Genomic DNA, 26278 nt, shown 5'->3' with positions numbered 1-26278 from the left:
ATCCAGCCTCACAAGAACCCGATCCACCGCCCGGCTATCACGGCCCCGATCCAGATGAGGATCGAGAATGTCGCGGACATGCGCAACGCGGCTGTCGGTGCCTCTCCCGCGAGCAGGCCTCGCCAGCTGGAACTGAAGTGAACGACCGCCACGTTCAGAAGTCCCAGAGCGATGAGGCCTAGTTTTGCGAGAAAGGCCGGGTTCTGGGCGTATTCGGTCGGGCGAACGGAGAAGAGACAAAGGCCGGTGACCGCAGCGAGCAACACCCCTACCCCCGCCACCCGCGAGAGATAGGGCGCCACCGCCTGCAAGACAGCGGCCGGCAAAAAGCCGAGCAGCGCCAGATCGAGCGCCAGGATCGAGCCGAACAGCACGCCGATCGACAGGATATGCGCGGCATTGACCAGGAGATAGGCGGTCGATGAGGCGATGAGCGCCCGCGCGAGCGGGGTTTCGGCAAGCGGGGCCAGCCACTCCATGCGGAGCCCCGCCTCAGTTCGTCTGGATGCGTTCGGGATACATATCGAAGTTCTTGCCGGTGACGGTGATGCGCACCGCCTTCATCAGCTTCTCGTTCTCATCCTTCGAACGGTTGCCGAGAACAGTGATGCGGTCGCCGGCCTTGGCCGAGCCTTCCTGAAAGCCGGAGCGCTCGGTCTGGCGCGGATTGCCAAGATCGATCTGCCAGACCTCGCCTTCCGAATCCACTCTCAAGGAAGGATGAGGCGGCGCGAAGGAAATCGACTGGATCGTGCCCTCGAGCGTGGTCTGTTCCCCTTCCGCCCATGCCCAGCCGTGATGGGCGACGGCGGAACCGGCGATGGCGGCGGCAACGGCCGCTCCTGCAAAAATGATCGACAAACGGGTCATGGCGGCTCTCCCTCGGTCACGACGCTATGACGCCAAGATGTGGAGCGAGGCTGCCAAAACCAGAGGCCTCACCTAATCTTGAAGACCTATTTGAAGAACACCTTCCAGCGCGTCGGGCGGAAGCGCAGCTCGCTGCCGAGCGCGACCGGCGCATGCAGCGGCACCTCGACTTCGACATGGTAGGGCGCATGCCCGTCATTGGCGATGTCGATCTCGGCGATCCGCGTGCCGGCAAGACGGCGGCAGGCCGTCACTTTGCCGAACAGCGCATCCGGCGCGTCTACCAGCACCACGTCCTCCGGACGGAAGAAGAGATCGCCCTCCCCTTCGGTGGATTCCAGAATGCCGATCGGCTGGCCCTGGAACAGCACGGTGCCCGCTTTGACCTCGACAGGAAGCTGCGAGGATTCTCCGATGAAGGAGAAGACGAAAGGCGAACCTGGCCGATCGTAGACGTCGTCCGCCGAACCGACCTGCTCGATCTTGCCTTGGCTCATCACTACCACGCGGTCGGCAAGTTCCAGCGCCTCTTCCTGGTCGTGAGTCACGAAGACCGTCGTGTGACCCGTACGGTCGTGGAACTCGCGAAGCCAGCGGCGCAGCTCCTTGCGCACCTTGGCGTCGAGCGCCCCGAACGGCTCGTCGAGCAGCAGGATGCGCGGCTCGATCGCCATGGCGCGGGCAAGCGCCACGCGCTGACGCTGGCCGCCCGAAAGCTGGTTYGGATAGCGCTTCTCCAGGCCGGAAAGCTGCACCATCTCCAGCAGTTCGGAGACGCGGCGGCGGATTTCCGTTCTGGCTGGACGATTGCCCGAAGGCCGCACCTTGAGGCCGAAGCCGATATTTTCCGCAACCGTCATATGGCGGAAGAGTGCATAATGCTGGAAAACGAAGCCGACATTGCGCTCCTGCACCGTGCGATGCGACGCATCCTCTTCACCGAAGAAGATCTGGCCGGCGGTCGGGAAATCCAGGCCCGCAATCAGGCGTAGAAGCGTTGTCTTGCCCGAGCCAGAAGGGCCGAGCAACGCGATCAGCTCGCCCGAGGCGATCTTCAGCGACACATCGTTCAGCGCCGGAAAGCGTTCGAATTCCTTGCGGATATTGCTGATGGTAACTTCCATCGAGACTTACACCTTTCAATGCCTGCCGCCGGCATTGCCGGCACCGAACCGAAGTTCGAGAAGAGTTTTGAGAGCGAGGGTGACCAGCGCCAGGAGCGCAAGCAGCGAAGCCACCGCGAAAGCCGCAACGAAGTTATACTCATTATAGAGTATCTCCACATGCAGCGGCATGGTGTTGGTGAGCCCGCGGACATGGCCGGATACGACCGAGACGGCGCCGAACTCGCCCATGGCGCGGGCGTTGCAGAGAAGCACGCCGTAAAGCAGACCCCACTTGATGTTCGGGAGCGTCACGTACCAGAAGGTCTGCCAACCGGAAGCGCCAAGGGATAGAGCCGCCTCTTCGTCGCCTGTGCCCTGCTCCTGCATCAGCGGAATGAGTTCTCGTGCCACGAAGGGAAAGGTCACGAAGACGGTGGCGAGCACGATCCCCGGTACCGCGAACAGGATCTCGATGCCGTGGCTTTTCAGCCAGGGACCGAGCAGGCTGTGGCTGCTGAACAGCAGCACGTAAACCAGGCCGGAAATGACCGGCGAGACCGAGAACGGCAGGTCGATCAGCGTGATCAGGAAGGATTTACCCTTGAACTCGAATTTGGCGATCGCCCAGGCCGCGGTCAGGCCGAACACGAGGTTGAGCGGCACGGAGATTGCCGCAACCAGAAGCGTGAGGCGGATCGCCGAAACCGCATCCGGCTCCACCAGGGCCGCGAGATATTCTCCCCAGCCCTTGCGGAAGGCTTCCACGAAAACCGAAACCAGCGGCAGGAGAAGGAAGAAGGCAAGGAAAAGCAGGCCGACCAGGATCAGCAGCGCCTTGGCCAGCGGCCTCTCGTCCGCGGGGCTGCGGAATGCGGGTGGCTTGCCGAGATAGGCTTCGGCGGAGCGGACAGCCTCAACCATGACCGTACCTCCTGCGGCTCCAGGCCTGAACGAGATTGATGAAGAAGAGCATCGCGAACGAGATCAGCAGCATGATCGTGGCAACCGCCGTCGCACCGGCATAGTTGAACTCTTCCAGCCGGATGACGATCAACAGCGGTGCGATCTCCGAGATGTAAGGGATATTGCCGGCGATGAAGATGACCGAACCGTATTCCCCCACCCCTCGGGCGAAGGCGAGCGCGAAACCGGTCAGGATCGCTGGTGTGAGCCCCGGCAGGATGACCTTGAATATGATYTGGAAACGGTTCGCGCCCAGCGTGGCGGCCGCCTCCTCCACTTCTTTGTCTATCTCCTCCATCACCGGCTGGACGGTGCGCACGACGAAGGGCAGTCCGATGAAGATCAGCGCCACGACGATGCCGAGCGGCGTGAAGGCGATCCGGAGACCGAAGGGCATGAAGAGCGAGCCGATCCAGCCGTTCGGCGCGTAAAGGGCGGCGAGYGCTATGCCGGCCACCGCCGTCGGCAGCGCGAAAGGCAGGTCGACCATGGCGTCGATCAGGCGCCGGCCGGGGAAATCGTAACGCGTCAGTATCCAGGCGACGATGACACCGAAGACAACGTTGACCAGAGCGGCCACGAAGGCGGTGCCGAAGGATATATAAAGCGCATCCTGCGTGCGGCGGTCGGCGAGGATCGCGAGAAAGCCTTCCCAGCCGAGCCCTGCGGTACGCCAAAGCAGGCCGGCGATTGGGATGAGAATGATCAGCGACAGGTAGGCGAGCGAAAAGCCGAGCGTCACCCCGAAACCCGGGATGATGCTCGGCTGTTTCAATCGCCACCGCACCGGAGCGGCAGCGGTATCGGTCATATGGACATCTCTATCAGTTAGCGGGCTTGTAGATCTGGTCGAAAATGCCGCCGTCACCGAAATGCTCGGGCTGCGCCTTCTTCCAACCGCCGAAGATCGGATCGTCGATGGTGACGAGCTTGATGTCCGGCAGCGCCTTCAGAAGCTCGCTATCGACGACTTCCGGTTTGGAGGGGCGGTAGAAGTGCTTGGCCGCGAGGTTCTGGCCCTCGTCCGAATAGAGATACTGGAGATAGGCCTCCGCGACCTTTCGGGTGCCCTTGGCGTCCACATTGGCATCCACGACAGCGACGGGCGGCTCCGCGAGGATGGAGATCGGCGGCACCACGATATCGAACGCATCTTTGCCGAATTCCTCGCCCGCGAGATAGGCTTCGTTTTCCCAGGCAAGCAGCACATCGCCGATCTGGCGCTGGGCGAAGGTGACCGTCGAGCCGCGGGCACCGCTGTCGAGCACAGGAGCGCGCTTGTAGAGCTCGGTGATATAGGCCTTGATCTTTTCCTGATCGCCCTTGTACTCCTCGTTGGCCCAGGCCCAGGCGGCGAGATAGTTCCAGCGGGCGCCGCCCGAGGTCTTCGGGTTCGGGGTGACGATCTGCACGTCGTCCTTCACCAGGTCGCCCCAGTTATGGATTCCCTTCGGGTTGCCCTTGCGGACCAGGAAGACGATCGTGGACGTATAGGGCGAGGAATTATTCGGCAGGCGGGAGCGCCAATCTGCATTGATCTTGCCGCCGTTCTCCACGATGGCGTTGATATCGCTTTCGAGCGCCAGCGTTACGACATCGGCTTCCAGGCCGTCGATGACGGAGCGAGCCTGCTTGCCGGAACCGCCATGGGACTGCTGGACGGTGACGTCCTCGCCAGTCTCCGTCTTCCAGTGCTTGGCGAAGGCCGCGTTGAACTCCTTGTAGAGTTCCCGGGTCGGATCATAGGAGACGTTGAGGAGCTGTGACTGGGCATAAGCCGGTGTGAAAATCCCGACCGTCAGCGACAGGCCGAGTGCGATCGCGCCCAATCCGTTCATGAATTTGAACATGGCGGTTCCCTCCGTTGGTTACTGCCTAAAGACTATCGGGTTAGTCGAGTTGGTCAATTCGCAAGCGAAAGAAGGCAAAACTGTTTCTCTTCGGCGGGTCCGTGCCGCAATGAAACGGTCGGCGGCGGACCCGCCAGCAGAATGACAGCGTCGGGATAACCCGTCCCGGCGAAAACACAATCCGGCCACAATTGACGATCCGACAGGCAAAATCGCCCCTACCTACCATGATCGGCGACCCAAAACTGTGGTCATGGAACGGTTGCAGGAGGAGATCGATAATACCATATACAAGTTGCCGCAGATACGATGGAGGATGATCTTGGCCAGCATCCGCAATACTGCCGAACACCAGCGGGAGGTCTACAAGCGATGGGCTCCGATCTATGACCACGTCTACCGGCGGTTTCTCCGCGACGCGCACCGGACGGTCGCCACGCTCGCATCGGCGGCGGGACAGGATATCCTCGAGGTTGGGGTCGGCACAGGTCTCGTGCTGCCGCACTATTCCAARCAAAGCCGTGTCACCGGCATCGATCTTTCCGAAGACATGATCGCCAAGGCGCGGGAAAAGGTCTCCCGCCATGGGCTTGCCCATGTCCGGGCGCTGCACGTGATGAACGCGCACCGGCTCGATTTCCCGGACCATTCCTTCGATGCCGTCTGCCTGCCCTTCGTCATCACGCTCATTCCCGAACCCGAACGGACGCTCGACGAATGCGCCCGCGTACTCAGGCCCGGCGGCGAGATCATCATCGCCAGCAAGCTCGGCGACGGACGCGGCATGCAGGGCGCAGTCGAGGAGATGGTCGCACCGCTCGTCCAGCGGATCGGCTGGAGTTCATCCTTCCGCATCGCGCGGATTGCCGGCTGGGCGGAACGGCGCGGCGATTTCGAGGTGCTGGAAATCCGCCCGGTGTTTCCGAACGGCTTTTTCAAGGTGATGCGATTGAAGCAGCGGCCGGCTGTACTGGCTTAGCACCGGTCGCGATGCACAGCCTCTTACCCCCTTTGGCCTTCCGGCCATCTCCTCCAGAGGGGAGCTTCAGGTAGGTGAGCGGATCACGCCGTCAGGAGCTCACGGGCCGGCGCCTGCGTCTCGCCCGACGTTCCCTCGATGGCATCGGCGATCGTGGTCTTGAACAATACCTCGCGCGTCGCATCCGCGACGCGGGCGAAGACATGGCGGATTTCGCAAAGATGCTCGCCGTCGCAATCCTCGCAACGGCGGTAGGCGGTCTGGCTGAGGCAGGGCAGCGGCGCGATCGGACCGTCTACCAGGCGCAGAACCTCGCCGAAGGTGATGCGATCAGCGGGCTTCAGCAGAAGATAGCCGCCCTGCTTGCCGCGCCGGCTGGCAACCATGCCCGAGCGCTTGAGATCGAGCAGTATCTGTTCGAGGAACTTCTTCGGGATGCTCTGCTGAACCGCGATCTGGGAGATCAGCATAGGCTCGTCCGGATCTGCCTGCGCTAGAGCGGCGAGCGCCCTCAACGCGTATTTCGCTTTCTGGGATATCATCACGCAACCATTGGACCACCACGCCGCCGCAGGATGGACGCCCCCGGCGACGCGCAACTTCTCGTTTTCCTGTCGCGTCCGGCGGCGCCGGAAAGGCGCGCCAGGGCGAACGGCATCATCCTAACGCACAAATCTTTCCGAAATCATGGCGATTGCGGAAATTCGTGCGAGCATCCTCGGGCAGGCTGGAAGGGCTTGCAGGGGGTGCCGGTCCGCCGAAATCGGCGTCTCCAGCGGACATGATCCGGACTTACCGCAAATTGCAGAAAATTACAAATGGATGCGGGTCTGGAAGGCCTGAAAATCGAGCATTTTCACGCGAAGCGGCAGCTTTTCTGCCATGGCGCGGCTTTGGAGAGATATTTGCTCCTCATCTCCATGACATGAAACGGGTTTTTCTGTCTTTCGCGGCGCGGAACCGGATAATCAAGACATTGCTCACGGAACGAGACTCATGACGCTTCACGATGCCGCACGCCAGGACGGACCGGTTCTGGCAACGTCGCTCGACGCCAAACTTGAAAAGCTCGACCTTGCCGGCCGACTGGCGCTTGCCGCCGAACTCGGCAACGCGGTCTTCACCACCTCGCTCGGCATCGAGGACCAGGTGATTACCGCCGCGATCGGGACGCACCGCCTGCCGATCGAAGTCTCGACGCTGGAAACCGGACGCCTGTTCCAGGAGACCGTCGATTTGATCGGCGAGACGGAGGAGCGCTACGATATCACGATCCGCCGCTTCACCCCCGAGCAGGACGACGTGGACGCCTATGTGGCGCAATACGGGATGAACGGCTTCTACGACAGCGTCGAGGCGCGCCATGCCTGCTGTCATGTGCGCAAACTGAAGCCGCTCGCCAAGGCGCTTTCGGGCGCGGAGGTATGGATCACCGGCCTTCGGCGCGGCCAGTCCGGCAACCGGGCCTCGACGCCTTTTGCCGAGTATGACGCGGAGCGCAAACTCATCAAGATCAACCCGCTCGCGGACTGGGACATAGAGACGATCCGCGCCCATGTGGCGGCGGAAGCAATCCCCGTCAACCCACTGCATGCGCGCGGCTATCCCTCGATCGGCTGCGAGCCGTGTACCCGCGCCATCAAGCCCGGCGAGCCCGAGCGCGCCGGCCGCTGGTGGTGGGAGAACGACGAGAAGCGCGAGTGCGGCCTGCATGTGCATGAGGCCGAGGCAAGCGCCATTCCGCAAGCCGGCTCGACCGCCCGATAACCCCTTTGTGTTTGTTATAGACTGCCCGGAGACCGAAATGCCCCTGTCGTCAGTACAGGAGACGGAAATCAAGAACCCACCCGTTTCCAAGCCGCCTCTCGATCCGCATCTGAAAGCCCTCGAAAACGAAGCCATCCACATCTTCCGGGAAGTCGCGGCCGAATTCGAACGGCCGGTGATGCTCTATTCCATCGGGAAAGATTCATCGGTGCTCCTGCACCTTGCCCGCAAGGCCTTCTATCCCGGCCGCGTGCCCTTCCCGCTTCTGCACGTGGATACGACGTGGAAGTTCCGCGAGATGATCGAATTCCGCGACGAGATCGCGCAGAAGTACGATCTCGACCTCGTGGCGCACACCAATCCGCGCGGCAAGGCCGAGGGTATCACGCCCTTCACCCACGGATCGGCCTTCTATACYGACATCATGAAGACCGAGGCGCTGCGCCAGGCGCTCGACGCCGGGCAATACGATGCGGCCTTCGGCGGCGCGCGGCGCGACGAGGAAGCCTCCCGCGCCAAGGAACGCATCTATTCCTTCCGCACGCCGGATCACAAATGGGACCCGCGCAACCAGCGCCCGGAACTCTGGAACGTCTATAACGGCATGATCCGCAAAGGCGAGAGCGTGCGCGCCTTCCCGCTCTCCAACTGGACGGAAGTGGATATCTGGCGCTACATCCAGGCCGAGGACATCCCCATCGTGCCGCTCTATTTCGCCGCCGAGCGCCCCTATGTGGAGCGCGACGGGATGATGATCCTCGCCGAGGACCCGCGCCTGGAACTGCAGCCCGGCGAAACCATCCAGCGCGGCATGATCCGCYTCCGCACGCTCGGCTGCTTCCCRCTGACCGGCGCGATCCGCTCGACCGCTTCCAATCTCGAAGAGATTATCGCCGAACTGGAAATCGCCACCGTCTCCGAACGCCAGGGCCGCGCGATCGACCGCGACCAGTCCGGCTCGATGGAGAAGAAGAAACGCGAAGGATATTTCTGAGATGACGGCAACCGCAACCTCCGCCTCCCCCGGAGCGACCATCCTGCCCTTCGCCGAGCCCGTCAAGGCCGGGCGCGACACGCGGCCGCTGCGCCTCATCACCTGCGGCAGCGTGGACGACGGCAAATCCACCCTCATCGGCCGACTGCTGTGGGACACCAAGGCAGTGAAGGAAGACCAGGCGGCGACGCTTGCCCGCGACTCGGGCCAGCAGAACGATCTCGGCCTGCCGGATTTCGCGCTGCTGCTCGACGGTCTGCAGGCCGAGCGCGAACAGGGCATCACCATCGATGTGGCCTATCGCTACTTCTCGACCGACCGGCGCTCCTTCATCGTCGCCGACACGCCGGGCCACGAGCAATATACCCGCAACATGGCGACCGGGGCCTCGACCGCCGATCTCGCCGTGCTGCTGGCGGACGCCCGCGCCGGCCTGCTCGAACAAACCCGCCGGCATGCGACGATCGCCGCTCTGATGGGCATCCGCCAGTTCGTGCTGGCAGTCAACAAGATCGACCTCGTGAACTACGACAAGGCGGTCTTCGAAAAGATCTCCCACGAATTCCGCGAATTCGCGCTATCTCTCGGGGTTCGCCAGATCACCGCAATTCCGATGTCGGCGCTGAAGGGCGAAAACGTCGTCTATTCCGGCGGATCGGCCATGCCCTGGTATGACGGGCCGACTCTGATCGAGACGCTTGAGCTTGCGACCGTGCGTTCCGCCCAGGCCGGCGGCTTCCGCCTGCCGGTGCAGCGCGTCTCCCGCCCCGGCGAGAGCTTCCGCGGCTATCAGGGGACGGTGGCCGGTGGTTCGGTGAAGCCCGGCGACAGCGTCATGATCCTGCCATCGGGCATGGTCGCGAACGTCAAGCAGATCGTGACCTTCGATCTGGTGCGCAATGCGGCCGTTGCGGGTGACGCCATCACGCTCGTCCTCGACCGGCAGGTGGATGTCTCGCGCGGCGACGTGATCGTCTCGCTCGACGGCCAGCCGATGACGGGCCTTCATTTCGAAGCGCAGCTCGTTTCGCTGCAGCCCGGCGGCATCGAGCCCGGCAAGCGCTACTGGCTGAAGAGCGGATCGCGCCGCCAGCGCGTCTCCGTCGAGCCCGTTTCGCAACTCGAACTCGCCACCGGCAAATGGCAGCCGCACGCTTCGACGCTTTCGATGAACGCGATCGGCAAGGTGCGGCTTTCCTTCGAGGAACAGGCGGTCTTCGATACCTATGAACAGAACCGCGCCACCGGCGCCTTCATCCTGATCGATCCCGACACCAACAACACGGTGGCGGGCGGCATGATTACCGCCAAGCGCGGCGAACTGGGCGGCATCCACCGCGACGGACAGCGGGTGCTGATGTCGCTTCCCGCCGATCTTGCCGAACARATCATGGCGAGCGAACTCTTCGCCACCCGCCGCGACGAGACCGAGATCAAGCGCATGACGGCCAAGCAGGCTGCGGAAATCTTTTCCAACGCGGCCAGCGATATCTGAACCGCCATCCACCACCATGCCGAACACGGCTCCTCCACGCGGAGGAGCCGTCAGTCTCCTGACAAATGGCACTAACTTCTCTTTCGTCATGGTCGGGCCCTGTCCCGAGCATCTGACCACGCCAACCATCTTGAATTACATGAGCACCGTTGCGGTTGGCGGAAGCGAGCAGATCCTCGGCACAAGGCCGAGGATGACGTCGTGTATGCCGAGGGCATTGTTAACAAGTTGGCGGCCCTCCACACGAAGGAGCCGTTCTTTTTTGGGCAAGGCAACCAAAGCGAAGCTCTTTCCCTCGACGCTCTCACGATCGCGTCAGGCATTATATTCCTGAAAATATATCGCTGGCGTTTCATTTCGCCTCGATATATCCAGATGAATATTTCGTCCAAACAGGGAGAGGGAATATGCATTTGAACCGCCGGGGAATGGGACTTGCGATTGCCGCTGCCGTCATGGCTTTCATCGGGCTCGGCTCCTCGAGCACAGAGGCCGTGGCGCAGGAAAAGGTGACGGTTTTTGCCGCCGCCAGCATGAAGAACGCGCTCGACGCGGCCAATGCCGCCTGGACGGCCGAGACTTCCAAGGAAACGACGGTTTCCTACGCGTCAAGCTCGGCGCTCGCCAAGCAAATCGAATCGGGAGCGCCCGCCGACATCTTCATTTCCGCCGACCTCGACTGGATGAAATATCTCGCCGACAAGAACCTCGTGAAGACCGATACGCAAACCAAATTGCTCGGCAACCGCATCGTGCTGGTGGCGCCGCGGGAAGGCGCAAAGCCCGTCGAGATCGGCCAGGGCTTCGACCTTGTCGCCCTTCTCGGCGACGGAAAGCTCGCCATGGGCGCGCCGGATTCCGTGCCCGCCGGCAAATACGGCAAGGCCGCGCTCGAAAAGCTCGGCGCATGGTCCGCCGTGGAGAGCAAGGTCGCCGGCGCCGAAAGCGTGCGCGCCGCACTTGCGCTCGTCTCGCGCGGCGAAGCGCCCTACGGCATCGTCTACCAGACGGATGCGGCCGCCGATCCGGGTGTGGCCATCGTCGGCACCTTCCCCGAAGACACGCATCCGCCGATCATCTATCCGGTGGCCGTTCTGGCGGAATCGAAGAGCCCGGATGCGGCTGCCTATCTCGACTATCTGAAATCGGACAAGGCCGCTCCTTTCTTCGAGAAGGAAGGATTTACAGTGTTGAAGTAAATTGGCGAACGTTGCCCCTCATCCGCCTGCCGGCACCTTCTCCCCGCACGCGGGGAGAAGGATATGCCGCACCGGCCTGCCCGAATTCGTCGCGCATGTGAGGCACGTCCCCTCTCCCCGTTTACGGGGAGAGGGTTAGGGTGAGGGGCAAACCCACATTCAGGAGCTTTATTTGGACTGGCTGACACTGAGCGACGAGGAATGGACAGCAATCCGGCTGAGCCTGAAGGTTTCCGGCGTCGCGATGATCGCGAGCCTGCCCCTCGGCATCCTTATCGCCTATCTTCTGGCGCGCGGAAAATTCTGGGGCAAATCCATCCTCAACGGCGTGGTGCACCTGCCGCTCATCCTGCCGCCGGTCGTTACCGGTTTCCTGCTGCTCATCCTCTTCGGACGGCGCGGACCGATCGGCGCCTTCCTCTATGAGCATTTCGGCATCAGCTTCTCCTTCCGCTGGACGGGCGCCGCACTTGCCTGCGCCGTCATGGCCTTTCCGCTGATGGTGCGCTCCATTCGCCTTTCGATCGAAGCGGTCGACCGGAAGCTGGAAGAGGCCGCCGGGACGCTCGGCGCCAATCCCGCCTTCGTCTTCCTCACCGTCACGCTGCCGCTCATGCTCCCCGGCATCATCGCCGGCATGGTTCTCTCCTTCGCCAAGGCCATGGGCGAATTCGGCGCGACGATCACCTTCGTCTCCAACATTCCGGGCGAAACACAGACGCTTTCCTCGGCGATCTACACCTTCACCCAGGTGCCGGGGGGCGATGCCGGCGCCATGCGGCTGACGATCGTGGCGATCGTCATTTCCTTCGCGGCACTTCTCGCCTCGGAATTCCTCGCCCATATCATCGGCCGCAGGGTGCATCTCGAATGACGCTGACGGTCACGGCAAAACAGAAGCTCGGCGATTTCAGCCTCGATGCTGGCTTCACCTCGGAGCGCGGGGTGACGGCGCTGTTCGGCCGTTCTGGCTCGGGCAAGACCTCGCTGGTGCGAATCATCGCCGGGCTGTCGAAACCGGACGAAGGGCGGATCGTGCTCGACGGCGATGTGCTGGCCGATACGGAAAAGCGCATCTTCGTACCGAAGCACCGCCGGCGGTTCGGCTATGTCTTCCAGGAGGCGCGGCTCTTTCCGCATCTGACCGTACGGCAGAACCTTCTTTACGGACGCTGGTTCGCACCGAAGAACACGCCGGGGGAGAGCTTCGGCCACGTGGTAGACCTGCTCGGCATCGGCGCGCTGCTCGACCGGCGGCCGGGCAGGCTTTCCGGCGGCGAGAAGCAGCGCGTCGCGATCGGCCGGGCGCTCCTCTCCTCCCCTCGCCTACTTTTGATGGACGAGCCGCTTGCCGCGCTCGACGACGAGCGCAAGGCGGAAATCCTGCCCTATCTCGAACGCCTGCGCGACGAGATGAACATCCCGATCGTCTATGTCAGCCATTCCGTGCCGGAAGTAGCGCGGCTCGCCGACCGGGTGGTGATGATGCGAGACGGCAGGGTGGATGCGATCGGCACGCCTTCACAGGTGCTGAGCGGCCCTTCCCTTTCGGCAAGCGACCGGCGCGAGGCGGGAAGCGTGCTTTCCGGAACCGTGGAACGGGTGGACGAGCACTATCGACTGGCGACGATCCGGCTCTCGCAAGCGACGATCAAGGTTCCGGACGCGCATGTCGCGCCGGGCCATCGCGTGCGGCTCCACATCCCCGAGCGGGATGTCATGATCGCCACCGCCCGTCCTGAAGGTTTGAGCGCCCTCAACACCCTGGAAGGCCGGATCGCTTCGATCGAACCGGACGGCGAAGGCACGATCCGCATCAACATCGATTGCGGCGGCGATATCGTTCTCTCCCGCATCACGGCGTTTTCGGGAGAACGGCTGGGACTGCACCCCGGCATGGCGGTCTTCGCTGTCATCAAGACGGTCGCGCTCGAACGCTGAACCGCGGTGGACGGCCAGCGGTCGCGCGGGCTAAGCTTGCCTGGCCTCACCGCCCACGGAAGTCTTCACATGCCGCAGCGTAGCTCAGGATTGCTGATCCACCGGCTGAAAGGCGAGGAGCGTCAGGTATTCCTCGTCCATCCGGGCGGCCCGTTCTGGGCGCGCAAGGACGAGGGTGCGTGGTCGATCCCGAAAGGGCTCGTCGACGAGGGAGAAGACGAGCTCGCCGCCGCAAGGCGCGAGGTGATGGAAGAGGTCGGTGCGAGCGWGGAGGGCGATTTCCGATGGCTCGGCGAATACCGCCAGCCAGGCGGCAAGCGCGTGCTTGCCTGGGCCGTCGAGGCCGATATCGACATCGATGCGGAAACGATCGCCAGCAACATGTTCACGATGGAATGGCCGCCCCGGTCGGGGCAGTTCAGGGAATTTCCGGAGGTGGACCGGGCCGGCTGGTTTTCTCTTTCGGAGGCTGACGCCAAGATATTGAAGGGCCAGAAGCCGATACTTGCGGATTTGGCGCGGCAGGTTGGCCGAGCCTGACCGGACACGCCCGCGCCCGGCCAGGGACCGCGATCAATCAAGATAGCGGTCGTTATGGGTTTTGTTATAGATGTAGCGGGATGCACGGTCCTGCATACGCTCGATCTTCTGGCGTTCCCGCGGGGAAATATAACCGTCGCGGGCCGCATGACGCTGATAGCGATCGATCTCATCCTGCTGGCGGCGGAGGCCGCGAAGCTCCTGGGGCGTCAGTTCGCCGCGAGCCATCCCCCGATAGACACGATATTCCTGGCGGCGTTCGCGCGCCTCGCTGCGATATGTCTGGGCGAAGGTCGGCACGGCCGACACCACGACAAGGGCGAGCGCGCTGATCAAAATCTTCTTCATGACGAACTCCTTTGGGCGCGATTCGATCGCGAACAGGCGCATGCTAGGCCGGTAACGATGAACGCCGGGTGAAGGTTTCGTTCAGAAAATTGAAGATAAATCCCAGTGCGTGCCAGCGATGAAAGCAGGCCGAGCGACAGGCCTTGCGCATGACAGAGAATGATTTGGGAGGAATGCCTTGAGATGAGGCTTTAGCTGGTCGGAGTGGCAAGATTCGAACTTGCGACCCCCACGTCCCGAACGTGGTGCGCTACCAGACTGCGCTACACTCCGTGACCAGCGGCGCCTCTATAGACCAGCCTTTCGCGTTCCACAAGCGGGTTTCCGAATTTTCTGCAACGAGATTGTGACGGCCGCGAAAGCCTCTGGAAAACAAGCGGTGGCGAGAGGCGTGGCAAAAAAGCGGCGCTTGCAAATTTTCAGCAGGATGCCCGCGCATGCGCTCCGAAGCCGGCAAAAAATCTGTTAGGTGCATCGCACATGGAGCGCCTTCCGGCGCTTGCGACAACAAGGGCTTTAGGGACATGAACCGCCGCATCATCGCATCGACCGCATTCTTCGCAATCGCACTTTCCGCCTGCACCAGCACCGGCACGGGGCCCATCGCGGTCGCCAGCAACCCTATCGAGTCGCGCTGGGTGGGCCGTTCGGCCGGAGAGTTCTTCGCGAAATATGCGCCGCCCCTGAGCGATGTCGAAAGCGGCTCCAACACCATCTACAGCTGGCGCGGCGGCTACAAGCGCATCAAGCTCGCCAATGGCCGCAGCGCCAGCGTGAGCTGCTCGGCGCAGATCACCGTTTCGCAGGACTACACGATCCGCGACATCAAGATCGTCGCCGACCGCCCCGGCACCAACGGCCCGAGCTATTGCACGGAGCTGCTCGCGGGGGAATGAGGGCGAAAGCTGATTGATGAGCATGAAAGCCCGCCGGTGAAGATCGGCGGGTTTTTACATTGCGCGCAAGCGCACCGGAAATTGCTACTAAGCTAGAAATCTGTGGCTGGGGCGCCAGGATTCGAACCTGGGAATGCCGGTACCAAAAACCGGTGCCTTACCGCTTGGCGACGCCCCAACATGGCGCGGGCGGCGATCGGAAAAACGGACCGCCCGGCAAGTGCGGCCTGCTCTAGCAAAGCTTCGCGCGAGCGGCAATCATGCCGTGACGGTTTTTTTGAAGATTTCCGCCGCCGCCTCATGCTAGAGCACGCTTCAAACGGAAGCGGATTTTCCCGATGGCGGACGAAGACGACGTGGCGGAACCCTCATTCGATCTCGAATTCGCGCCGGCCTACGGCACGGCGGTGCCGGTCGCCGACGGCGTGGAACGTCTCACCGTCAACAATCCCTCGCCTTTCACCTTCCACGGCACCAATACCTATATCGTCGGGCGCTCGTCGGTCGCCGTCATCGATCCGGGGCCGGAGAACGAGGCGCATTTCGAAGCCCTCATGGCGACGCTCAAAGGCCGCGAGGTAACGCATATCTTCGTCAGCCACACGCATCGCGACCATTCGCCGCTCGCCCGCCGGCTGAAGGAAGCGACCGGGGCGCTCACCGTTGCGGAAGGGCCGCACCGCGCCGCCCGGYCGCTGCATGCCGGCGAGACGAACCCCTTTGCCGAAAGCGCCGACATCGATTTCATGCCGGATATCGCCATCGCCGACGGCCAGGTGATCGAGGGAGACGGCTGGGCGCTTTCGGCCGTGCACACGCCGGGCCACACAGCCAATCACACGGCCTTTGGGCTGGAAGGCACGGGCGTTCTCTTTTCCGCCGATCATGTGATGGCCTGGGCGACCACGATCGTCGCGCCGCCGGACGGTTCCATGGCGGATTTCATGGCCTCGATCGAAAAGCTGCTTACCCGCGAGGACCGCATCTTTCTGCCCGGCCATGGCGGGCCGGTGAAGGAGCCCGGCTCGTTTCTGCGCGGGCTTCGGGCGCATCGGCGCATGCGCGAGCGGGCCGTGCTGGAGCGGATCAAGGCCGGCGACCGGCTGATCCCCGACATGGTGAGGGCGATCTATTCCAGGACCGATCCGCGCCTACACGGCGCGGCCGCGCTTTCCGTGCTCGCGCATCTGGAAGACCTGATCGAGAAGGGCCGTGTCGCGACGGAAGGGCCGCCCTCCCTGACCGGGACCTATAGGATCACCTGAGGATGGGCGCTCTCCTTGAGAGGAGCCAGTTATATAAGGGAATTTGCCCTCTCACCCCGCCTCCGCTTCGCTCGGCGACCCTACCGGGGTCGAGCCATGGGTCTCGACCTGTCCTTCGGATCCCGCTGGGGAGAGGAGGAGCAACGACGGGCCGGCACCTTACCTTCTCCCCTCGGGAGAAGGTGGTCCGAAGGACCGGCTGAGGGGGCGACATCCAGCCAAGCTTGATTTCAGCCGCCTCCCGAAATTCCCAAAAGCTCCACATCCAGCCGGTCGAGGAAATCCTCGGCGATCGCCGCGCCGAGCCCCAGATCGTGCGGACCGTAGCGGGAGGCGACGCGGATATCGACCGAGGTGGTCTCGGYATCCTCCGTCAGCCGGATCACGACATCGAACCGAAGCCCGAGAACGAGCGTGCGCGTCTCTCCCTGCAGAAGCACGTCGCCGGCTGCCAATTCCGGATCGGCGAGCAAAGGTTCGGGGCGTTGCAGCGGGATAGGTGCTACATCCGGCACGACCGCCTGATCGTCTCCCGGCGCCGGACGTTCGCTGATATCCGGCTCCATCAGTTCCAGGCCTTCGCTGCGGGTGATCGTGATGCGGGCGGAAAGCGCGGCATTCTTCACGCCCTCATAGACGCGGTCGAGCGCGCCTTCGTAACGCCGGCCGGTGAGCCCCGGATAGGCGGCGAACTGCGCCCGGCGATCGGCCGGCGTGACGGTCGCGGAGCGCGGCATCCATTGCTGATCCGCCTGCGGCTCGCTCACCCAATCCGGCGGGTCGGAAAGATCGGTCGAGATATCGTGAAGCGCCGGCTGCGTGTAATAGAGGAAGGCCCCGGTCGCCACCGTGCCGAGCGGCAATGCCGCGTAAAGCAGGGCCTTGGCGGCGGCAAGGCCACCGCTGGCACCCACCTGCCATAGGCGCGCGAGGCCAACCAACGCGAGCGGAACTGCGGCCGCGGCGATCGCCGCCGAGAGGAAAAGAAGCGCGGCGAAGTCCGGTCCGGTCAGCGGCCCGAAGCGATGGGCAAGCACTGYCAGCAGGAACAGAATGAGCGCGGCGAGGCCGATCCGCCGGGCGGCGTAAGCCGAATGCGAAACAGGCCTGACGAAACGGACGGTCATCTTGCAGGAACATCCTCGCGAAGAGATGGTCTTCAATGTATAGATTCAATGTGTAGAACAGGTCGGCGGGGAATGGAATCGGGATCGTTCCGTCCTGCCGAGCTTATGGAGTCTTGCCATGCGTGCCTATCGTCTGCTCCTTGTCGCCGCCCTTCCCCTCATGCTCACGGCCTGCGAAACCATGTCGCCCGAGGAACGCCGCGCTGCGGACGAGCAGCATTGCAGAAGCTACGGCTTCCGGCCGGGCACGGAAGGCATGGCGCGGTGCCTGCTCGACCTCGACCTGGATCGCCGGGCCGAAAGCCGCAGCTGGCGCGAGCAGCAGGCGCGTACCGCCTGGGGCCCCATGTTCGTGGAGCGGCGGGTGATCGTTCACGATCGCAGACGGTGAAGCCGCATCGATGCCGGGGCGGGGATGACCAGAGACATCCATTATTTTTCGAGCCGCGACTATGCGCGGCGCACCGGCGGCTTCGTCTACAACAGCCGCCTGATAGAGGCCCTTGCCAGGCAGGGAAGCCGCATTCTGCCGATGGGCATCGAGACGGCGTTTCCGGCGATCGACAGGGAAACGCTCGCGGCTCTCGCGCCAAACCTTTCGGCGGTCGGGGACGGTCTGCTCCTTACCGACCACATCCATGTCTGCCAGCTCCTGCCGCTCCTGCGCCATGCGGCATTTCCGGTGGTCTCCATCTTTCACCATTCGCTCGTGGTGGAGCACGGCAACCCGCATGACAGCGAGGGAATACGGTTGCGCCAAATGGAGGGAGAGGCGCTTGCCTTGAGTGCCGGCATCATCGTCACCTCGCAGGAATCGAGACGCTATCTCGAGGAGCACTATTCCATCGACGCCAGCCGGATCAGGGTCGCCGTGCCCGGTAACGAGTGGGCGCCTCGGTCGAAGGTCGGTGATGCGCGGCCGCTGCAGATCCTGTCCATCGGCGCGGTGATCCCCCGCAAGCGCTACGATTACATCCTGGAAGCCGCAAGCCGGCTGCGCGCGACGGATTGGCGGTGGCGGATCGCGGGCGATCCGAACCGCTATCCGGCGCTTGCCGCGCAACTCCGCCTGAAAATCGCAGAACTCGGCCTTGGCGAGCGCATCGAACTGCTGGGAGAGGTTTCCGACGCTGAACTCGCCTCCCTCTGGCAGGCCACAAGCCTTTTCGTCGCCGCATCGCGCTATGAGGGTTACGGCATGGCCGTGGCCGAAGCGCTTCGCCGCGGCGTTCCGGTGGTCACGACGGATTCCGGCGCGGTGGCGACCTGGGCAAGCGGCGGGGTGATCGGCGCTCCGGCCGACGATCCGCCAGCTATGGCCGAGCTTATCGACAGCCTGCTTGCCGTTCCCGAACGCCTCACCGCGGAAGCCGAACGCGCCTGGCGCTTCGGCCAGTCGCTGCCTACCTGGGAGCAGACGTTCAAGGGCATGGGCGAGTGGATCGGCGGATTAACGAATATCAAGGCGTCGGTGCCTTGACCTTCCTCTGCTCGATCGCGGCTTGAGCGGCGGCAAGCCGCGCGATCGGCACGCGGAAGGGCGAGCAGGAGACATAGTCCAGCCCGGCCTCCTCGCAGAAGCGTATGGAGGCCGGATCGCCGCCATGCTCGCCGCAGATGCCGAGCTTGAGATCGGTCCGGGTGGAGCGTCCCCGCTCCGCTGCCAGCCGGATCAGCTCGCCGACGCCGTCGAAATCCAGCGAGATGAAGGGGTCGTGCTCGAGGATGCCCTTCTTCTGGTAAATCGGAATGAAGCCCGCCGCGTCATCGCGGGAGATGCCGAAGGTCGTCTGGGTCAGGTCGTTGGTGCCGAAGGAGAAGAACTCGGCGGTTTCGGCGATCACATGGGCGCGGAGTGCCGCGCGCGGCAGCTCGATCATGGTGCCCGCCAGATAGCCGATCTTCCTGCCGCTTTCCTCGCCCACGGCGGCAGCCACGCGATCGATGACGCCCTTGACGTAGTCTAGCTCGGAGCGCAGGCCGACCAGCGGCACCATGATCTCCAGCTCGACCGGCTCGCCCGTCTTTTCGGCTGCGGCAACCGCGGCCTCGAAGATGGCGCGCGCCTGCATCTCGGCAATCTCGGGATAGGAAATGGCAAGGCGGCAGCCGCGCAGGCCGAGCATAGGGTTGAACTCGTGCAGCGCATCGACGCGGCGGCGCAGGAAGGCGGGTTCCATGCCCATGGCCGCCGCGACATCCGCGATCTCCTCGTCCGTCTTTGGCAGGAATTCGTGGAGCGGCGGGTCGAGAAGGCGGATCGTCACCGGCAGGCCGTGCATGATCGTGAAGAGCTCGGTGAAATCGGCTCGCTGCATGGGTAGCAGTTCGGCGAGTGCAGAGCGGCGCCCCTCCTCCGTCTCGGCGAGAATCATGCGGCGCATCACGTGGATGCGGCCGCCCTCGAAGAACATGTGTTCGGTACGGCAGAGCCCAATGCCTTCGGCCCCGAAGGAGCGGGCGGCGCGGGCGTCCTGCGGCGTATCGGCATTGGTGCGCACGGTCATGCGGCGGGTCTTGTCGGCCCATGTCATCAGCCGGCCAAAATCGCCCGAAAGCTCCGGCTGGATCATCGGCACGGCACCCTTCAAGACCTGGCCGGAGGAGCCATCGATGGTCACCGTGTCGCCACGCCTCAGCGTCAGTCCGCCGAGCCCCATCAGCACCTCGTTGCGCATATCGACGCGCATCGATCCGGCGCCGACCACGCATGGTATGCCCATGCCGCGCGCCACGACCGCCGCATGGCTGGTCATGCCGCCGCGCGTAGTGAGAATGCCTTCGGCCGCGTGCATGCCGTGGATATCCTCGGGGCTCGTCTCGATGCGCACAAGGATGACCTTGCGCCCCTCCTCCTCGGCCTGGACCGCCTCTTCCGCCGTGAAGACGATCTCGCCGGTCGCAGCCCCGGGCGATGCGGGAAGGCCGGAACCCACGAGGTGGCGTTCCACGCGCGGATCGATGGTCGGATGCAGCAACTGGTCGAGCGAAGCCGGCTCTATGCGGCAGATCGCCTCCTCTTCGGCGATCAGCCCTTCCTCCACCATGTCGACTGCGATCTTCATGGCCGCGCGCGTCGTGCGCTTGCCCGAGCGGGTCTGCAGCATCCAGAGCTTGCCGCGCTCGACGGTGAATTCGAGATCCTGCATATCGCGGTAATGCCGCTCCAGCCGGGCGCAGATTTCCCTGAACTCCGCAAAGGCCTCGGGCATCAGCTTTTCCATCGAGGGCCTGTCGGAGCCGGAGGCAAGCCGCCCCTCCTCCGTGATCGCCTGGGGCGTGCGGATGCCGGCCACGACATCCTCGCCTTGAGCATTCACCAGGAACTCGCCGTAAAGCTCGTTTTCGCCGGTCGAAGGGTTGCGGGTGAAGGCGACGCCGGTGGCGGAAGAGGAACCCAGATTGCCGAACACCATGGCCTGGACGTTGACCGCCGTGCCCCAATCCTCCGGAATCCGGTGGAGCATGCGGTAGGTGGCGGCGCGAGGGTTCATCCAGCTTGCAAAGACGGCGGCAATGGCCTTCCAGAGCTGGACATGCGGATCCTGCGGGAAATCCTCGCCCAACTCCTCCTCGATCACCCGCTTGTAGAGGCCGACGACATGCTGCCACTCCACCGCCGAGAGTTCGGTGTCGAACTCATGGCCGAAGCGCGCCTTCTCGTCTTCCAGTATCTCCTCGAAGATCTCGTGATCCAGCCCCATGACCACGTCGGCATACATCTGGATGAAGCGGCGATAGCTGTCCCAGGCGAAGCGTGCATCGCCCGCGTCATGGCCCAGCGCCTGCACCGTGCGGTCGTTGAGGCCGAGGTTCAGCACCGTATCCATCATGCCGGGCATGGAGGCCCGCGCACCGGAACGTATCGAGAGGAGAAGCGGCCTCGCGCCGCCGCCGAAGGCGCGGCCGGTCAACCCTTCTATACGGGAAATCCCCTCCAGAACCTGGGCCTTCAGGTCATCCGGCAGGGTGCAGCCATTGCCGAAATACCAAGCGCATGCTTCCGTGACGATGGTGAAACCGGGCGGGACCGGCAGGCCGAGGCTTGCCATCTCCGCGAGATTGGCGCCCTTGCCGCCGAGCAGCGCCACATCGGCTACTCGCCCTTCCGCCTCGTCGCCGCCGAAGCGATAGACCCATTTCACCATGCCTGCTCTCCACCCGCCGCAGTATTTTTCTTAACGATTACAGCTTTTGCGACAGTTTGGAAACGTTTCACGGCAGGATTATGTTGCAATGCAGCAATCGATTTGCCGGGAAGAATTAGGAAAGAGCACGAGGGGAAGAGAAAGCAAAGCTTTGCGGGGCCGGATCACAAGCGGCCCCGCAAAGCTTTCCGTCCAGGACAGGAGGCCCGAACGGGGGGTGCATGAAACTGTTGGACCGTCGAAACCCCTAACGCGGGTTAAGAAGTGTGACGGGATAAAGGCATATATAGCCCATTTCGAACATCACCCATATGGGTGATTTCACGCATTTGAATCGAATTCTCGGGGATGAAATATCGGGGGTAGAAATCCGGCCGTCAGCTTGCTTCGCGCATCAGCTCGGCGGTCTGCAGGTCCACGGAAACGAGCTGCGAAACCCCCTGCTCGGCCATGGTGACGCCGAACAGCCGGTTCATGCGCGCCATGGTGATGGGATTGTGGGTGATGATGACGAACCGCGTCTCGGTGGAAGCGGCCATCTCGTCCATCAGGTTGCAGTAGCGCTCGACATTGTGGTCGTCGAGCGGCGCATCCACCTCGTCCAGCACGCAGATCGGCGCCGGATTGGTGAGGAAGACCGCGAAGATCAGCGCCATCGCCGTCAACGCCTGCTCGCCGCCCGAAAGCAGCGTCATGGTCTGCGGCTTCTTGCCCGGAGGGCGGGCCAGAATTTCAAGCCCGGCTTCCAGCGGATCATCCGATTCGATGAGCTGCAGCTCGGCCGTGCCGCCGCCGAAAAGATGCGTGAAGAGGCGCTGGAATTCCGTGTTGACCACGTCGAAGGCGGCGATCAGCCGCTCACGGCCCTCGCGGTTGAGGCTCTGGATCGCGCCGCGCAGCTTGCGGATCGCCTCGATCACATCGTCGCGCTCACGCACCAGCGTCGCGAGCTTTTCGGCAAGCTCCTGCTGTTCCTCGTCGGCGCGCAGGTTGACTGCCCCGAGCCGCTCGCGCTCCATCTTCAACCGGTCAACTTCGCGCTCGATATCGCGCGGATCAGGAGGCGTACCCCCCGCCTGAAGACCGGCGAGGCGCAAGATCTCATGCGGCGCGACGCCGAGCGCCTCGCGGATGCGCTGTTCGCTTTCATGGCGCTTTTCGGCTGCCGAAACCAGGCGCTCCTCTGCCCGGCCGCGCTTTTCGCGGGCCTCGGCAAGCTCCGAGAGCGCCGTTGCGGCTATCTGGTCCGCCTCGCGCTGGCGGATTTCAGCCTCGGCCAACCGGTCTGCGGCCGCTCGGCGCGCCTCTTCCGCCTTCTGCAGCTCGTCGATCAGGGTGCGGCGCTTGTCGTCGAACTCCTCCGGCGCCGCCTCGAGATCAATTATCTCCTCGCGCGCCTCCTCCTCGCGTTCCCGCAGGGTCGCCACATGATCCTCGGCGCTCGCGGCCCGGGCCTGCCAGGAGGCGCGCTCCTGGGCGATCGCGCTCAGGCGGCGGCGGCGCGCCTCGATCTCGCGGTTCAGCCCCTCGTGACGGGCACGCGCTTCCGCCAGCAGACCGCGATCGGTCGCTACGACCATCTGCTGGCCGCGCAGCCGCTCATCCATATTCGAAATGTCCGGCGCGTCTTCCAGTTCGATCCGGGCATTCTCCTCCTGAATGCCGAGCTCCTCAAGCTGCGCCTTCACCTGGCTCACCGCTTCCGCCACCACATCGCGGCGGCGCATCAGGTCGCCGGCGGCGCGTTCGGCGGCGGCAAGCCCTTCGCGGGCTTCGGCAAGCCGGCGTGCGGCAAGCCTGCCGCGGTCGCGAGCCTCGGCAAGATGCCGCTCCTGCGCGGCGATTTCGCCGACGGCGGCGGCAAGCGCGTCTTCCGTCTCCGAAAGCAGGATGCGCGCCTCGTCGATTTCCGCTTCCAGCTCGGAAAGCCGGTTCTTCTGGGCGAGCCGAAGGGCTGCCGCGCCAGGTGCTTCCGAGCCCGTCACGTGACCGTCCCAGCGGTAAACCGCCCCCTCTTTCGTCACCAGACGCTGGCCGGGCTTCAAAAGCGCAATCAGCCTCGAGGCGTCCGCCGGCCCAACCACGCCGATCTGGCGCAGACGGCGGGCAAGCTCCGGAGGGGCCGTAACGCGCTCGATGAGCGGTTCAGCGCCTTCCGGCAGGACCGGATCGCCGGCGCCATCGCCGTTGAGCGACCAATGGGCCGGGGCGGACACATCGACCGAGCTTTCGAGATCATCACCCAGGGCCGCGCCGAGTGCGGTTTCATAACCGCGATCGACGCGGATCATTTCCGCGACCGGCGCGAAATCACCCGACGCATCGCCGGCGGCAAGCATCCTGCGGATCGTGCGGGCTTCCGTTTCGAGCCCGTTGAGGCTTGCACGGGCAGCTTCCACCGGCGCGCGGGCAAGCGTTTCGTTCGAACGCGCCTCGGCAAGCGCCGCCTCCACCTCCTCGGCGATCGCGGCGGCCTCTTCGACCGCGAACTCGGCCGCTTCCACCGCCTCACGCTTTTCGGAAGGATCATCGAGGCCGGAGAGCCGCTCGGTGATCGACGCAAGCTCCGCTTCCGCCTCGCTCAGTTGCCTGTCGAGCCGCTGGCGGCGCTCGGAAAGATCGCGGATCGACCGTTCAAGCTGGTTGCGCGCGGCCGCGGCCTCGGCGCGCTCGGCGGTGATGGCGGCAAACAGCTTTTCGCTTGCCGCAAGGGTTTCGGCGGCTGTCTCGAAGGCCACCCGCACGTCCTCTGCTTCCACGCCGGAATCGGCCAGGAGCTCATTGAGTTCGCCTTCCTCCTGGTCGAGCTTGGCGAGAAAGGCGGCGTTATCCGCCACCAAGCGCTCCTCGCGCCGAATATCCTCGGCGAGCTGCGCAAGCCGGCGGGTGAGTTCGTCGCGGCGTTTCAGGAGCCGGTTGACCTCCTCCTCGAGCTGGCCCCGGGCGATCTGCAGACGCTGGAGGGCTGCTCCCGCCTTCGCCTCCTCCTCGCGCAGTTCCGGCAGCTTGAGGCTGGCGATGCCCTGGCCCTTGGCGGCCTCCATCTGCGCCTGCGCCTTTTCGGCGACGACGATAGTCGCCTGGTTGAGCGCGCTTTCGGCCTCTCCCTCGGCCTCCTTGGCCTGCACCCAGCGGATATGCAGCAGCATGGCCTCGCGGGAGCGGATATCGGCGGACAGCGCCTTGAAGCGGTTTGCCTGACGCGCCTGGCGCTTCAGGCTTTCGATCTGGCTTTCTAGCTGGGTGACGACATCTTCCAGGCGCTCCAGATTGCCTTCGGCGGCGCGCAGGCGAAGCTCAGCCTCGTGGCGGCGCGAATGCAGGCCGGAAATGCCCGCCGCCTCTTCCAGAAGCTGGCGACGAGCCTGCGGCTTTGCCTGGATGAGTTCGCCGATACGCCCCTGCCCCACCATGGAAGGCGAGCGGGCGCCGGTCGAGGCATCCGCGAAAAGAAGCTGGACGTCCTTGGCGCGCGCTTCCTTGCCGTTGATGCGATAGACGGAGCCGGCTTCCCGCTCGATACGGCGGGAGACCTGGATCTCGTCGCTATCGTTGAAGGCGGCGGGCGCGGTGCGATCCGAATTGTCGAGATGAAGGCCGACTTCGGCGGTGTTGCGTGCCGGACGGTTGCCGGAACCGGAAAAGATCACGTCGTCCATGCCGGACGCGCGCATGTTCTTGTAGGAGTTCTCGCCCATCACCCAGCGCAGCGCTTCGACAAGATTGGACTTGCCGCAGCCGTTCGGGCCGACCACGCCGGTCAGCCCACGCTCGATGACGAATTCCGTCGGCTCCACGAAGGACTTGAACCCGACGAGGCGCAGCTTGGTGAATTTCATGCCGCGCCCCTTGCCTTCCCCCGCTGGGGGAAAGGATCAAAGCAGGCTGTCGATGAGCGCCGACATGGAATCAACCGACATGTCTCCAGTGTATTTCTTCCCATTGATCAGGAAGGTCGGCGTGGAATTGACGCCGAAGTCGTTCGCACCCCGCTGCATGGTTGCATTCACATCATCGAGAAGTTTCTGGTTCGTCAAGCAGGCCTGGAAACTCTCCTGTGAGAAACCTGCAAGTTTCGACATCTGCAGCAGCGCGGCGCGGCCATCTTCGGCTGCGGCCCAGCTCTGCTGCTGCTTGAAGAGCATGGAAACCATCGCTTCATACTGTTCCGGCGTGGTGCGCTCCTCCGGCTTGGAAGGATTGCAGCGGGCCAACATGAAGGCGGCCGCGGCACGCGGATCGAAGGGGAATTCGCGCACGATGAAGCGGACCCTGCCGCTATCCACATACTTCGTCTTGATCGCGGGGAAGGTGTTGTTATGGAAGTTGGCGCAATGCGGGCAGGTCATCGACATGTATTCGACGATCTGAACCTTCGCATTTTCCGGGCCGAGCGCCATTTCCGGCAGCGGACCGGGCTTCAGCACTTCGGCCATGTCCACGTCACCTGCGGATTCGGGAAGCGTCTGGGCAAACGCCTGCGAAACGCCGAGCGGGGGAGCCAGGCAGAGAGCCGCGACGGCGGCGCTGCCGAGGAGAGCACGCCGGGTGATGGTGGTTTCGGTAAGCTGCATGGAACACCCTTGTTCAAGAAAGCTGAATTCTTCGTCATTTCCGTAGCCCGGCCCCAAGGCACTAACAAGCCGTCGATACGGAAATCTCTTCAAAGATGTGTGACAGACCTGAACTGAACGGAAGCTGTACGGGAACAGGCGGTACGATCTTGCGGATTCGCTCACGCCTTCAGTTTACGCATGCCGTTATCGTAAAACCGCTGCACAGTTTTGCGC

24 protein-coding genes and 2 tRNA genes are annotated in these 26278 nt (G+C 63.7%); 12 read left to right on the top strand and 14 right to left on the bottom strand.

Annotated elements, in window-relative coordinates; genetic code table 11:
• Positions 1-8: 8 nt before the first annotated feature.
• The 6 genes from LCM4573_RS25920 to LCM4573_RS25895 all read right to left on the bottom strand — a co-directional run bounded on the left by LCM4573_RS25920 (position 9) and on the right by LCM4573_RS25895 (position 4789).
• A complete protein-coding gene (locus tag LCM4573_RS25920) occupies positions 9-479 on the bottom strand; it encodes a DUF6644 family protein (RefSeq protein WP_071009466.1) in 471 nt (156 codons plus the stop codon).
• A 13-nt stretch (positions 480-492) separates the two neighbouring features.
• Positions 493-870, bottom strand: coding sequence for a DUF6152 family protein (locus tag LCM4573_RS25915; protein ID WP_071009465.1), 378 nt, complete (start codon positions 868-870; stop codon positions 493-495).
• An 86-nt stretch (positions 871-956) separates the two neighbouring features.
• Positions 957-1994, bottom strand: a complete 1038-nt coding sequence (locus LCM4573_RS25910) for a sulfate/molybdate ABC transporter ATP-binding protein (RefSeq protein WP_071009464.1) — start codon at positions 1992-1994, stop codon at positions 957-959.
• Between the two features lie 15 nt (positions 1995-2009).
• Positions 2010-2897, bottom strand: coding sequence for a sulfate ABC transporter permease subunit CysW (cysW, locus tag LCM4573_RS25905; protein WP_071009463.1), 888 nt, complete (start codon positions 2895-2897; stop codon positions 2010-2012).
• Positions 2890-3750: a sulfate ABC transporter permease subunit CysT gene (gene cysT, locus LCM4573_RS25900; protein WP_071009462.1), complete on the bottom strand. Its 861-nt coding sequence runs from the start codon at positions 3748-3750 to the stop codon at positions 2890-2892. The genes cysW and cysT overlap by 8 nt, the downstream gene beginning before the upstream one ends.
• Positions 3751-3763: 13 nt before the next feature.
• Positions 3764-4789, bottom strand: a complete 1026-nt coding sequence (locus LCM4573_RS25895; protein WP_071009461.1) for a sulfate ABC transporter substrate-binding protein — start codon at positions 4787-4789, stop codon at positions 3764-3766.
• Between the two features lie 316 nt (positions 4790-5105).
• On the opposite strand from LCM4573_RS25895, the gene LCM4573_RS25890 reads away from it, so the two are divergent.
• Positions 5106-5768 carry a class I SAM-dependent methyltransferase gene (locus LCM4573_RS25890; protein ID WP_407071767.1) on the top strand — a complete coding sequence of 221 codons (663 nt, stop codon included), beginning with the start codon at positions 5106-5108 and terminating at the stop codon, positions 5766-5768.
• A gap of 83 nt (positions 5769-5851) precedes the next feature.
• On the opposite strand, the gene LCM4573_RS25885 is transcribed toward LCM4573_RS25890, so the two are convergent.
• A complete protein-coding gene (locus tag LCM4573_RS25885) occupies positions 5852-6310 on the bottom strand; it encodes an Rrf2 family transcriptional regulator (protein ID WP_071009593.1) in 459 nt (152 codons plus the stop codon).
• A gap of 433 nt (positions 6311-6743) precedes the next feature.
• Between LCM4573_RS25885 and LCM4573_RS25880 the strand changes: the two genes are divergently transcribed.
• The 7 genes from LCM4573_RS25880 (at position 6744) to LCM4573_RS25845 (ending at position 13704) form a co-directional block, all read left to right on the top strand.
• Complete coding sequence (locus LCM4573_RS25880) at positions 6744-7535, top strand: phosphoadenylyl-sulfate reductase (RefSeq protein ID WP_407071772.1); 792 nt, start codon at positions 6744-6746, stop codon at positions 7533-7535.
• Between the two features lie 37 nt (positions 7536-7572).
• Positions 7573-8529, top strand: a complete 957-nt coding sequence (gene cysD, locus LCM4573_RS25875) for a sulfate adenylyltransferase subunit CysD (RefSeq protein WP_071009459.1) — start codon at positions 7573-7575, stop codon at positions 8527-8529.
• 1 nt (position 8530) lies between these two features.
• On the top strand, positions 8531-10024 hold the full coding sequence (gene cysN / locus LCM4573_RS25870; RefSeq protein ID WP_071009458.1) for a sulfate adenylyltransferase subunit CysN: 1494 nt from the start codon (positions 8531-8533) through the stop codon (positions 10022-10024).
• Positions 10025-10431: 407 nt separating this feature from the next.
• The gene (gene modA / locus LCM4573_RS25860; protein WP_071009456.1) at positions 10432-11223 is read left to right on the top strand and encodes a molybdate ABC transporter substrate-binding protein; all 792 of its coding nucleotides are present in this window, start codon (positions 10432-10434) and stop codon (positions 11221-11223) included.
• A gap of 172 nt (positions 11224-11395) precedes the next feature.
• Positions 11396-12097 carry a molybdate ABC transporter permease subunit gene (gene modB / locus LCM4573_RS25855; protein ID WP_071009455.1) on the top strand — a complete coding sequence of 234 codons (702 nt, stop codon included), beginning with the start codon at positions 11396-11398 and terminating at the stop codon, positions 12095-12097.
• A complete protein-coding gene (gene modC, locus LCM4573_RS25850) occupies positions 12094-13164 on the top strand; it encodes a molybdenum ABC transporter ATP-binding protein (RefSeq protein WP_071009454.1) in 1071 nt (356 codons plus the stop codon). The genes modB and modC overlap by 4 nt, the downstream gene beginning before the upstream one ends.
• Positions 13165-13233: 69 nt before the next feature.
• Positions 13234-13704, top strand: coding sequence for an NUDIX domain-containing protein (locus tag LCM4573_RS25845; RefSeq protein WP_071009453.1), 471 nt, complete (start codon positions 13234-13236; stop codon positions 13702-13704).
• Positions 13705-13737: 33 nt separating this feature from the next.
• On the opposite strand, the gene LCM4573_RS25840 is transcribed toward LCM4573_RS25845, so the two are convergent.
• Positions 13738-14052 carry a hypothetical protein gene (locus LCM4573_RS25840; RefSeq protein ID WP_131819014.1) on the bottom strand — a complete coding sequence of 105 codons (315 nt, stop codon included), beginning with the start codon at positions 14050-14052 and terminating at the stop codon, positions 13738-13740.
• 196 nt (positions 14053-14248) lie between these two features.
• Positions 14249-14325 (bottom strand) — tRNA-Pro (locus tag LCM4573_RS25835).
• A gap of 251 nt (positions 14326-14576) precedes the next feature.
• Here LCM4573_RS25835 and LCM4573_RS25830 point away from each other — a divergent pair.
• A complete protein-coding gene (locus tag LCM4573_RS25830) occupies positions 14577-14948 on the top strand; it encodes a hypothetical protein (RefSeq protein ID WP_071009591.1) in 372 nt (123 codons plus the stop codon).
• Positions 14949-15051: 103 nt separating this feature from the next.
• On the opposite strand, the gene LCM4573_RS25825 is transcribed toward LCM4573_RS25830, so the two are convergent.
• Positions 15052-15126, bottom strand: a tRNA-Gln gene (locus LCM4573_RS25825).
• 178 nt (positions 15127-15304) lie between these two features.
• On the opposite strand from LCM4573_RS25825, the gene LCM4573_RS25820 reads away from it, so the two are divergent.
• Positions 15305-16213, top strand: coding sequence for an MBL fold metallo-hydrolase (locus tag LCM4573_RS25820; protein WP_071009590.1), 909 nt, complete (start codon positions 15305-15307; stop codon positions 16211-16213).
• A 230-nt stretch (positions 16214-16443) separates the two neighbouring features.
• Here the strand turns inward: LCM4573_RS25820 and LCM4573_RS25815 are convergent, their stop codons facing one another.
• Positions 16444-17340 (bottom strand): DUF1499 domain-containing protein, encoded by an 897-nt coding sequence (locus tag LCM4573_RS25815; RefSeq protein ID WP_071009452.1) that lies wholly within the window; start codon positions 17338-17340, stop codon positions 16444-16446.
• 118 nt (positions 17341-17458) lie between these two features.
• On the opposite strand from LCM4573_RS25815, the gene LCM4573_RS25810 reads away from it, so the two are divergent.
• Both LCM4573_RS25810 and LCM4573_RS25805 read left to right on the top strand, forming a co-directional pair.
• Positions 17459-17731: a hypothetical protein gene (locus tag LCM4573_RS25810; protein WP_071009451.1), complete on the top strand. Its 273-nt coding sequence runs from the start codon at positions 17459-17461 to the stop codon at positions 17729-17731.
• A 24-nt stretch (positions 17732-17755) separates the two neighbouring features.
• Positions 17756-18820, top strand: coding sequence for a glycosyltransferase family 4 protein (locus tag LCM4573_RS25805; RefSeq protein WP_071009450.1), 1065 nt, complete (start codon positions 17756-17758; stop codon positions 18818-18820).
• On the opposite strand, the gene ppdK is transcribed toward LCM4573_RS25805, so the two are convergent.
• From ppdK to LCM4573_RS25790, 3 genes are all read right to left on the bottom strand, one after another.
• Positions 18801-21488 carry a pyruvate, phosphate dikinase gene (gene ppdK / locus LCM4573_RS25800; protein ID WP_071009449.1) on the bottom strand — a complete coding sequence of 896 codons (2688 nt, stop codon included), beginning with the start codon at positions 21486-21488 and terminating at the stop codon, positions 18801-18803. The two genes, LCM4573_RS25805 and ppdK, sit on opposite strands and share 20 nt — an antisense overlap.
• Positions 21489-21865: 377 nt before the next feature.
• Positions 21866-25327 (bottom strand): chromosome segregation SMC family protein, encoded by a 3462-nt coding sequence (locus tag LCM4573_RS25795; RefSeq protein WP_071009448.1) that lies wholly within the window; start codon positions 25325-25327, stop codon positions 21866-21868.
• A gap of 36 nt (positions 25328-25363) precedes the next feature.
• Positions 25364-26062: a DsbA family protein gene (locus LCM4573_RS25790; RefSeq protein ID WP_071009447.1), complete on the bottom strand. Its 699-nt coding sequence runs from the start codon at positions 26060-26062 to the stop codon at positions 25364-25366.
• Positions 26063-26278 lie beyond the last annotated feature (216 nt).

This window comes from Rhizobium sp. LCM 4573, from assembly GCF_001854865.1.
In the GTDB taxonomy this organism is placed as follows: Bacteria; Pseudomonadota; Alphaproteobacteria; order Rhizobiales; family Rhizobiaceae; genus Neorhizobium.
The sequence above is the reverse complement of the archived record's forward strand: the minus strand, read 5'-3'. Positions and strand labels throughout refer to the sequence as shown.

What these genes read in the sequence shown, in the direction of transcription:
- LCM4573_RS25920 (WP_071009466.1), bottom strand. Translation starts at nt 479, where the DNA reads ATGGAGTGGCTGGCCCCGCTTGCCGAAACCCCGCTCGCGCGGGCGCTC.
- LCM4573_RS25810 (WP_071009451.1), top strand. Translation starts at nt 17,459, where the DNA reads ATGCGTGCCTATCGTCTGCTCCTTGTCGCCGCCCTTCCCCTCATGCTC.
- LCM4573_RS25840 (WP_131819014.1), bottom strand. Translation starts at nt 14,052, where the DNA reads ATGAAGAAGATTTTGATCAGCGCGCTCGCCCTTGTCGTGGTGTCGGCC.
- LCM4573_RS25790 (WP_071009447.1), bottom strand. Translation starts at nt 26,062, where the DNA reads ATGCAGCTTACCGAAACCACCATCACCCGGCGTGCTCTCCTCGGCAGC.
- LCM4573_RS25885 (WP_071009593.1), bottom strand. Translation starts at nt 6,310, where the DNA reads ATGATATCCCAGAAAGCGAAATACGCGTTGAGGGCGCTCGCCGCTCTA.
- modC (WP_071009454.1), top strand. Translation starts at nt 12,094, where the DNA reads ATGACGCTGACGGTCACGGCAAAACAGAAGCTCGGCGATTTCAGCCTC.
- LCM4573_RS25830 (WP_071009591.1), top strand. Translation starts at nt 14,577, where the DNA reads ATGAACCGCCGCATCATCGCATCGACCGCATTCTTCGCAATCGCACTT.
- ppdK (WP_071009449.1), bottom strand. Translation starts at nt 21,488, where the DNA reads ATGGTGAAATGGGTCTATCGCTTCGGCGGCGACGAGGCGGAAGGGCGA.
- modA (WP_071009456.1), top strand. Translation starts at nt 10,432, where the DNA reads ATGCATTTGAACCGCCGGGGAATGGGACTTGCGATTGCCGCTGCCGTC.
- LCM4573_RS25795 (WP_071009448.1), bottom strand. Translation starts at nt 25,327, where the DNA reads ATGAAATTCACCAAGCTGCGCCTCGTCGGGTTCAAGTCCTTCGTGGAG.
- LCM4573_RS25895 (WP_071009461.1), bottom strand. Translation starts at nt 4,789, where the DNA reads ATGTTCAAATTCATGAACGGATTGGGCGCGATCGCACTCGGCCTGTCG.
- LCM4573_RS25805 (WP_071009450.1), top strand. Translation starts at nt 17,756, where the DNA reads ATGACCAGAGACATCCATTATTTTTCGAGCCGCGACTATGCGCGGCGC.
- LCM4573_RS25915 (WP_071009465.1), bottom strand. Translation starts at nt 870, where the DNA reads ATGACCCGTTTGTCGATCATTTTTGCAGGAGCGGCCGTTGCCGCCGCC.
- cysW (WP_071009463.1), bottom strand. Translation starts at nt 2,897, where the DNA reads ATGGTTGAGGCTGTCCGCTCCGCCGAAGCCTATCTCGGCAAGCCACCC.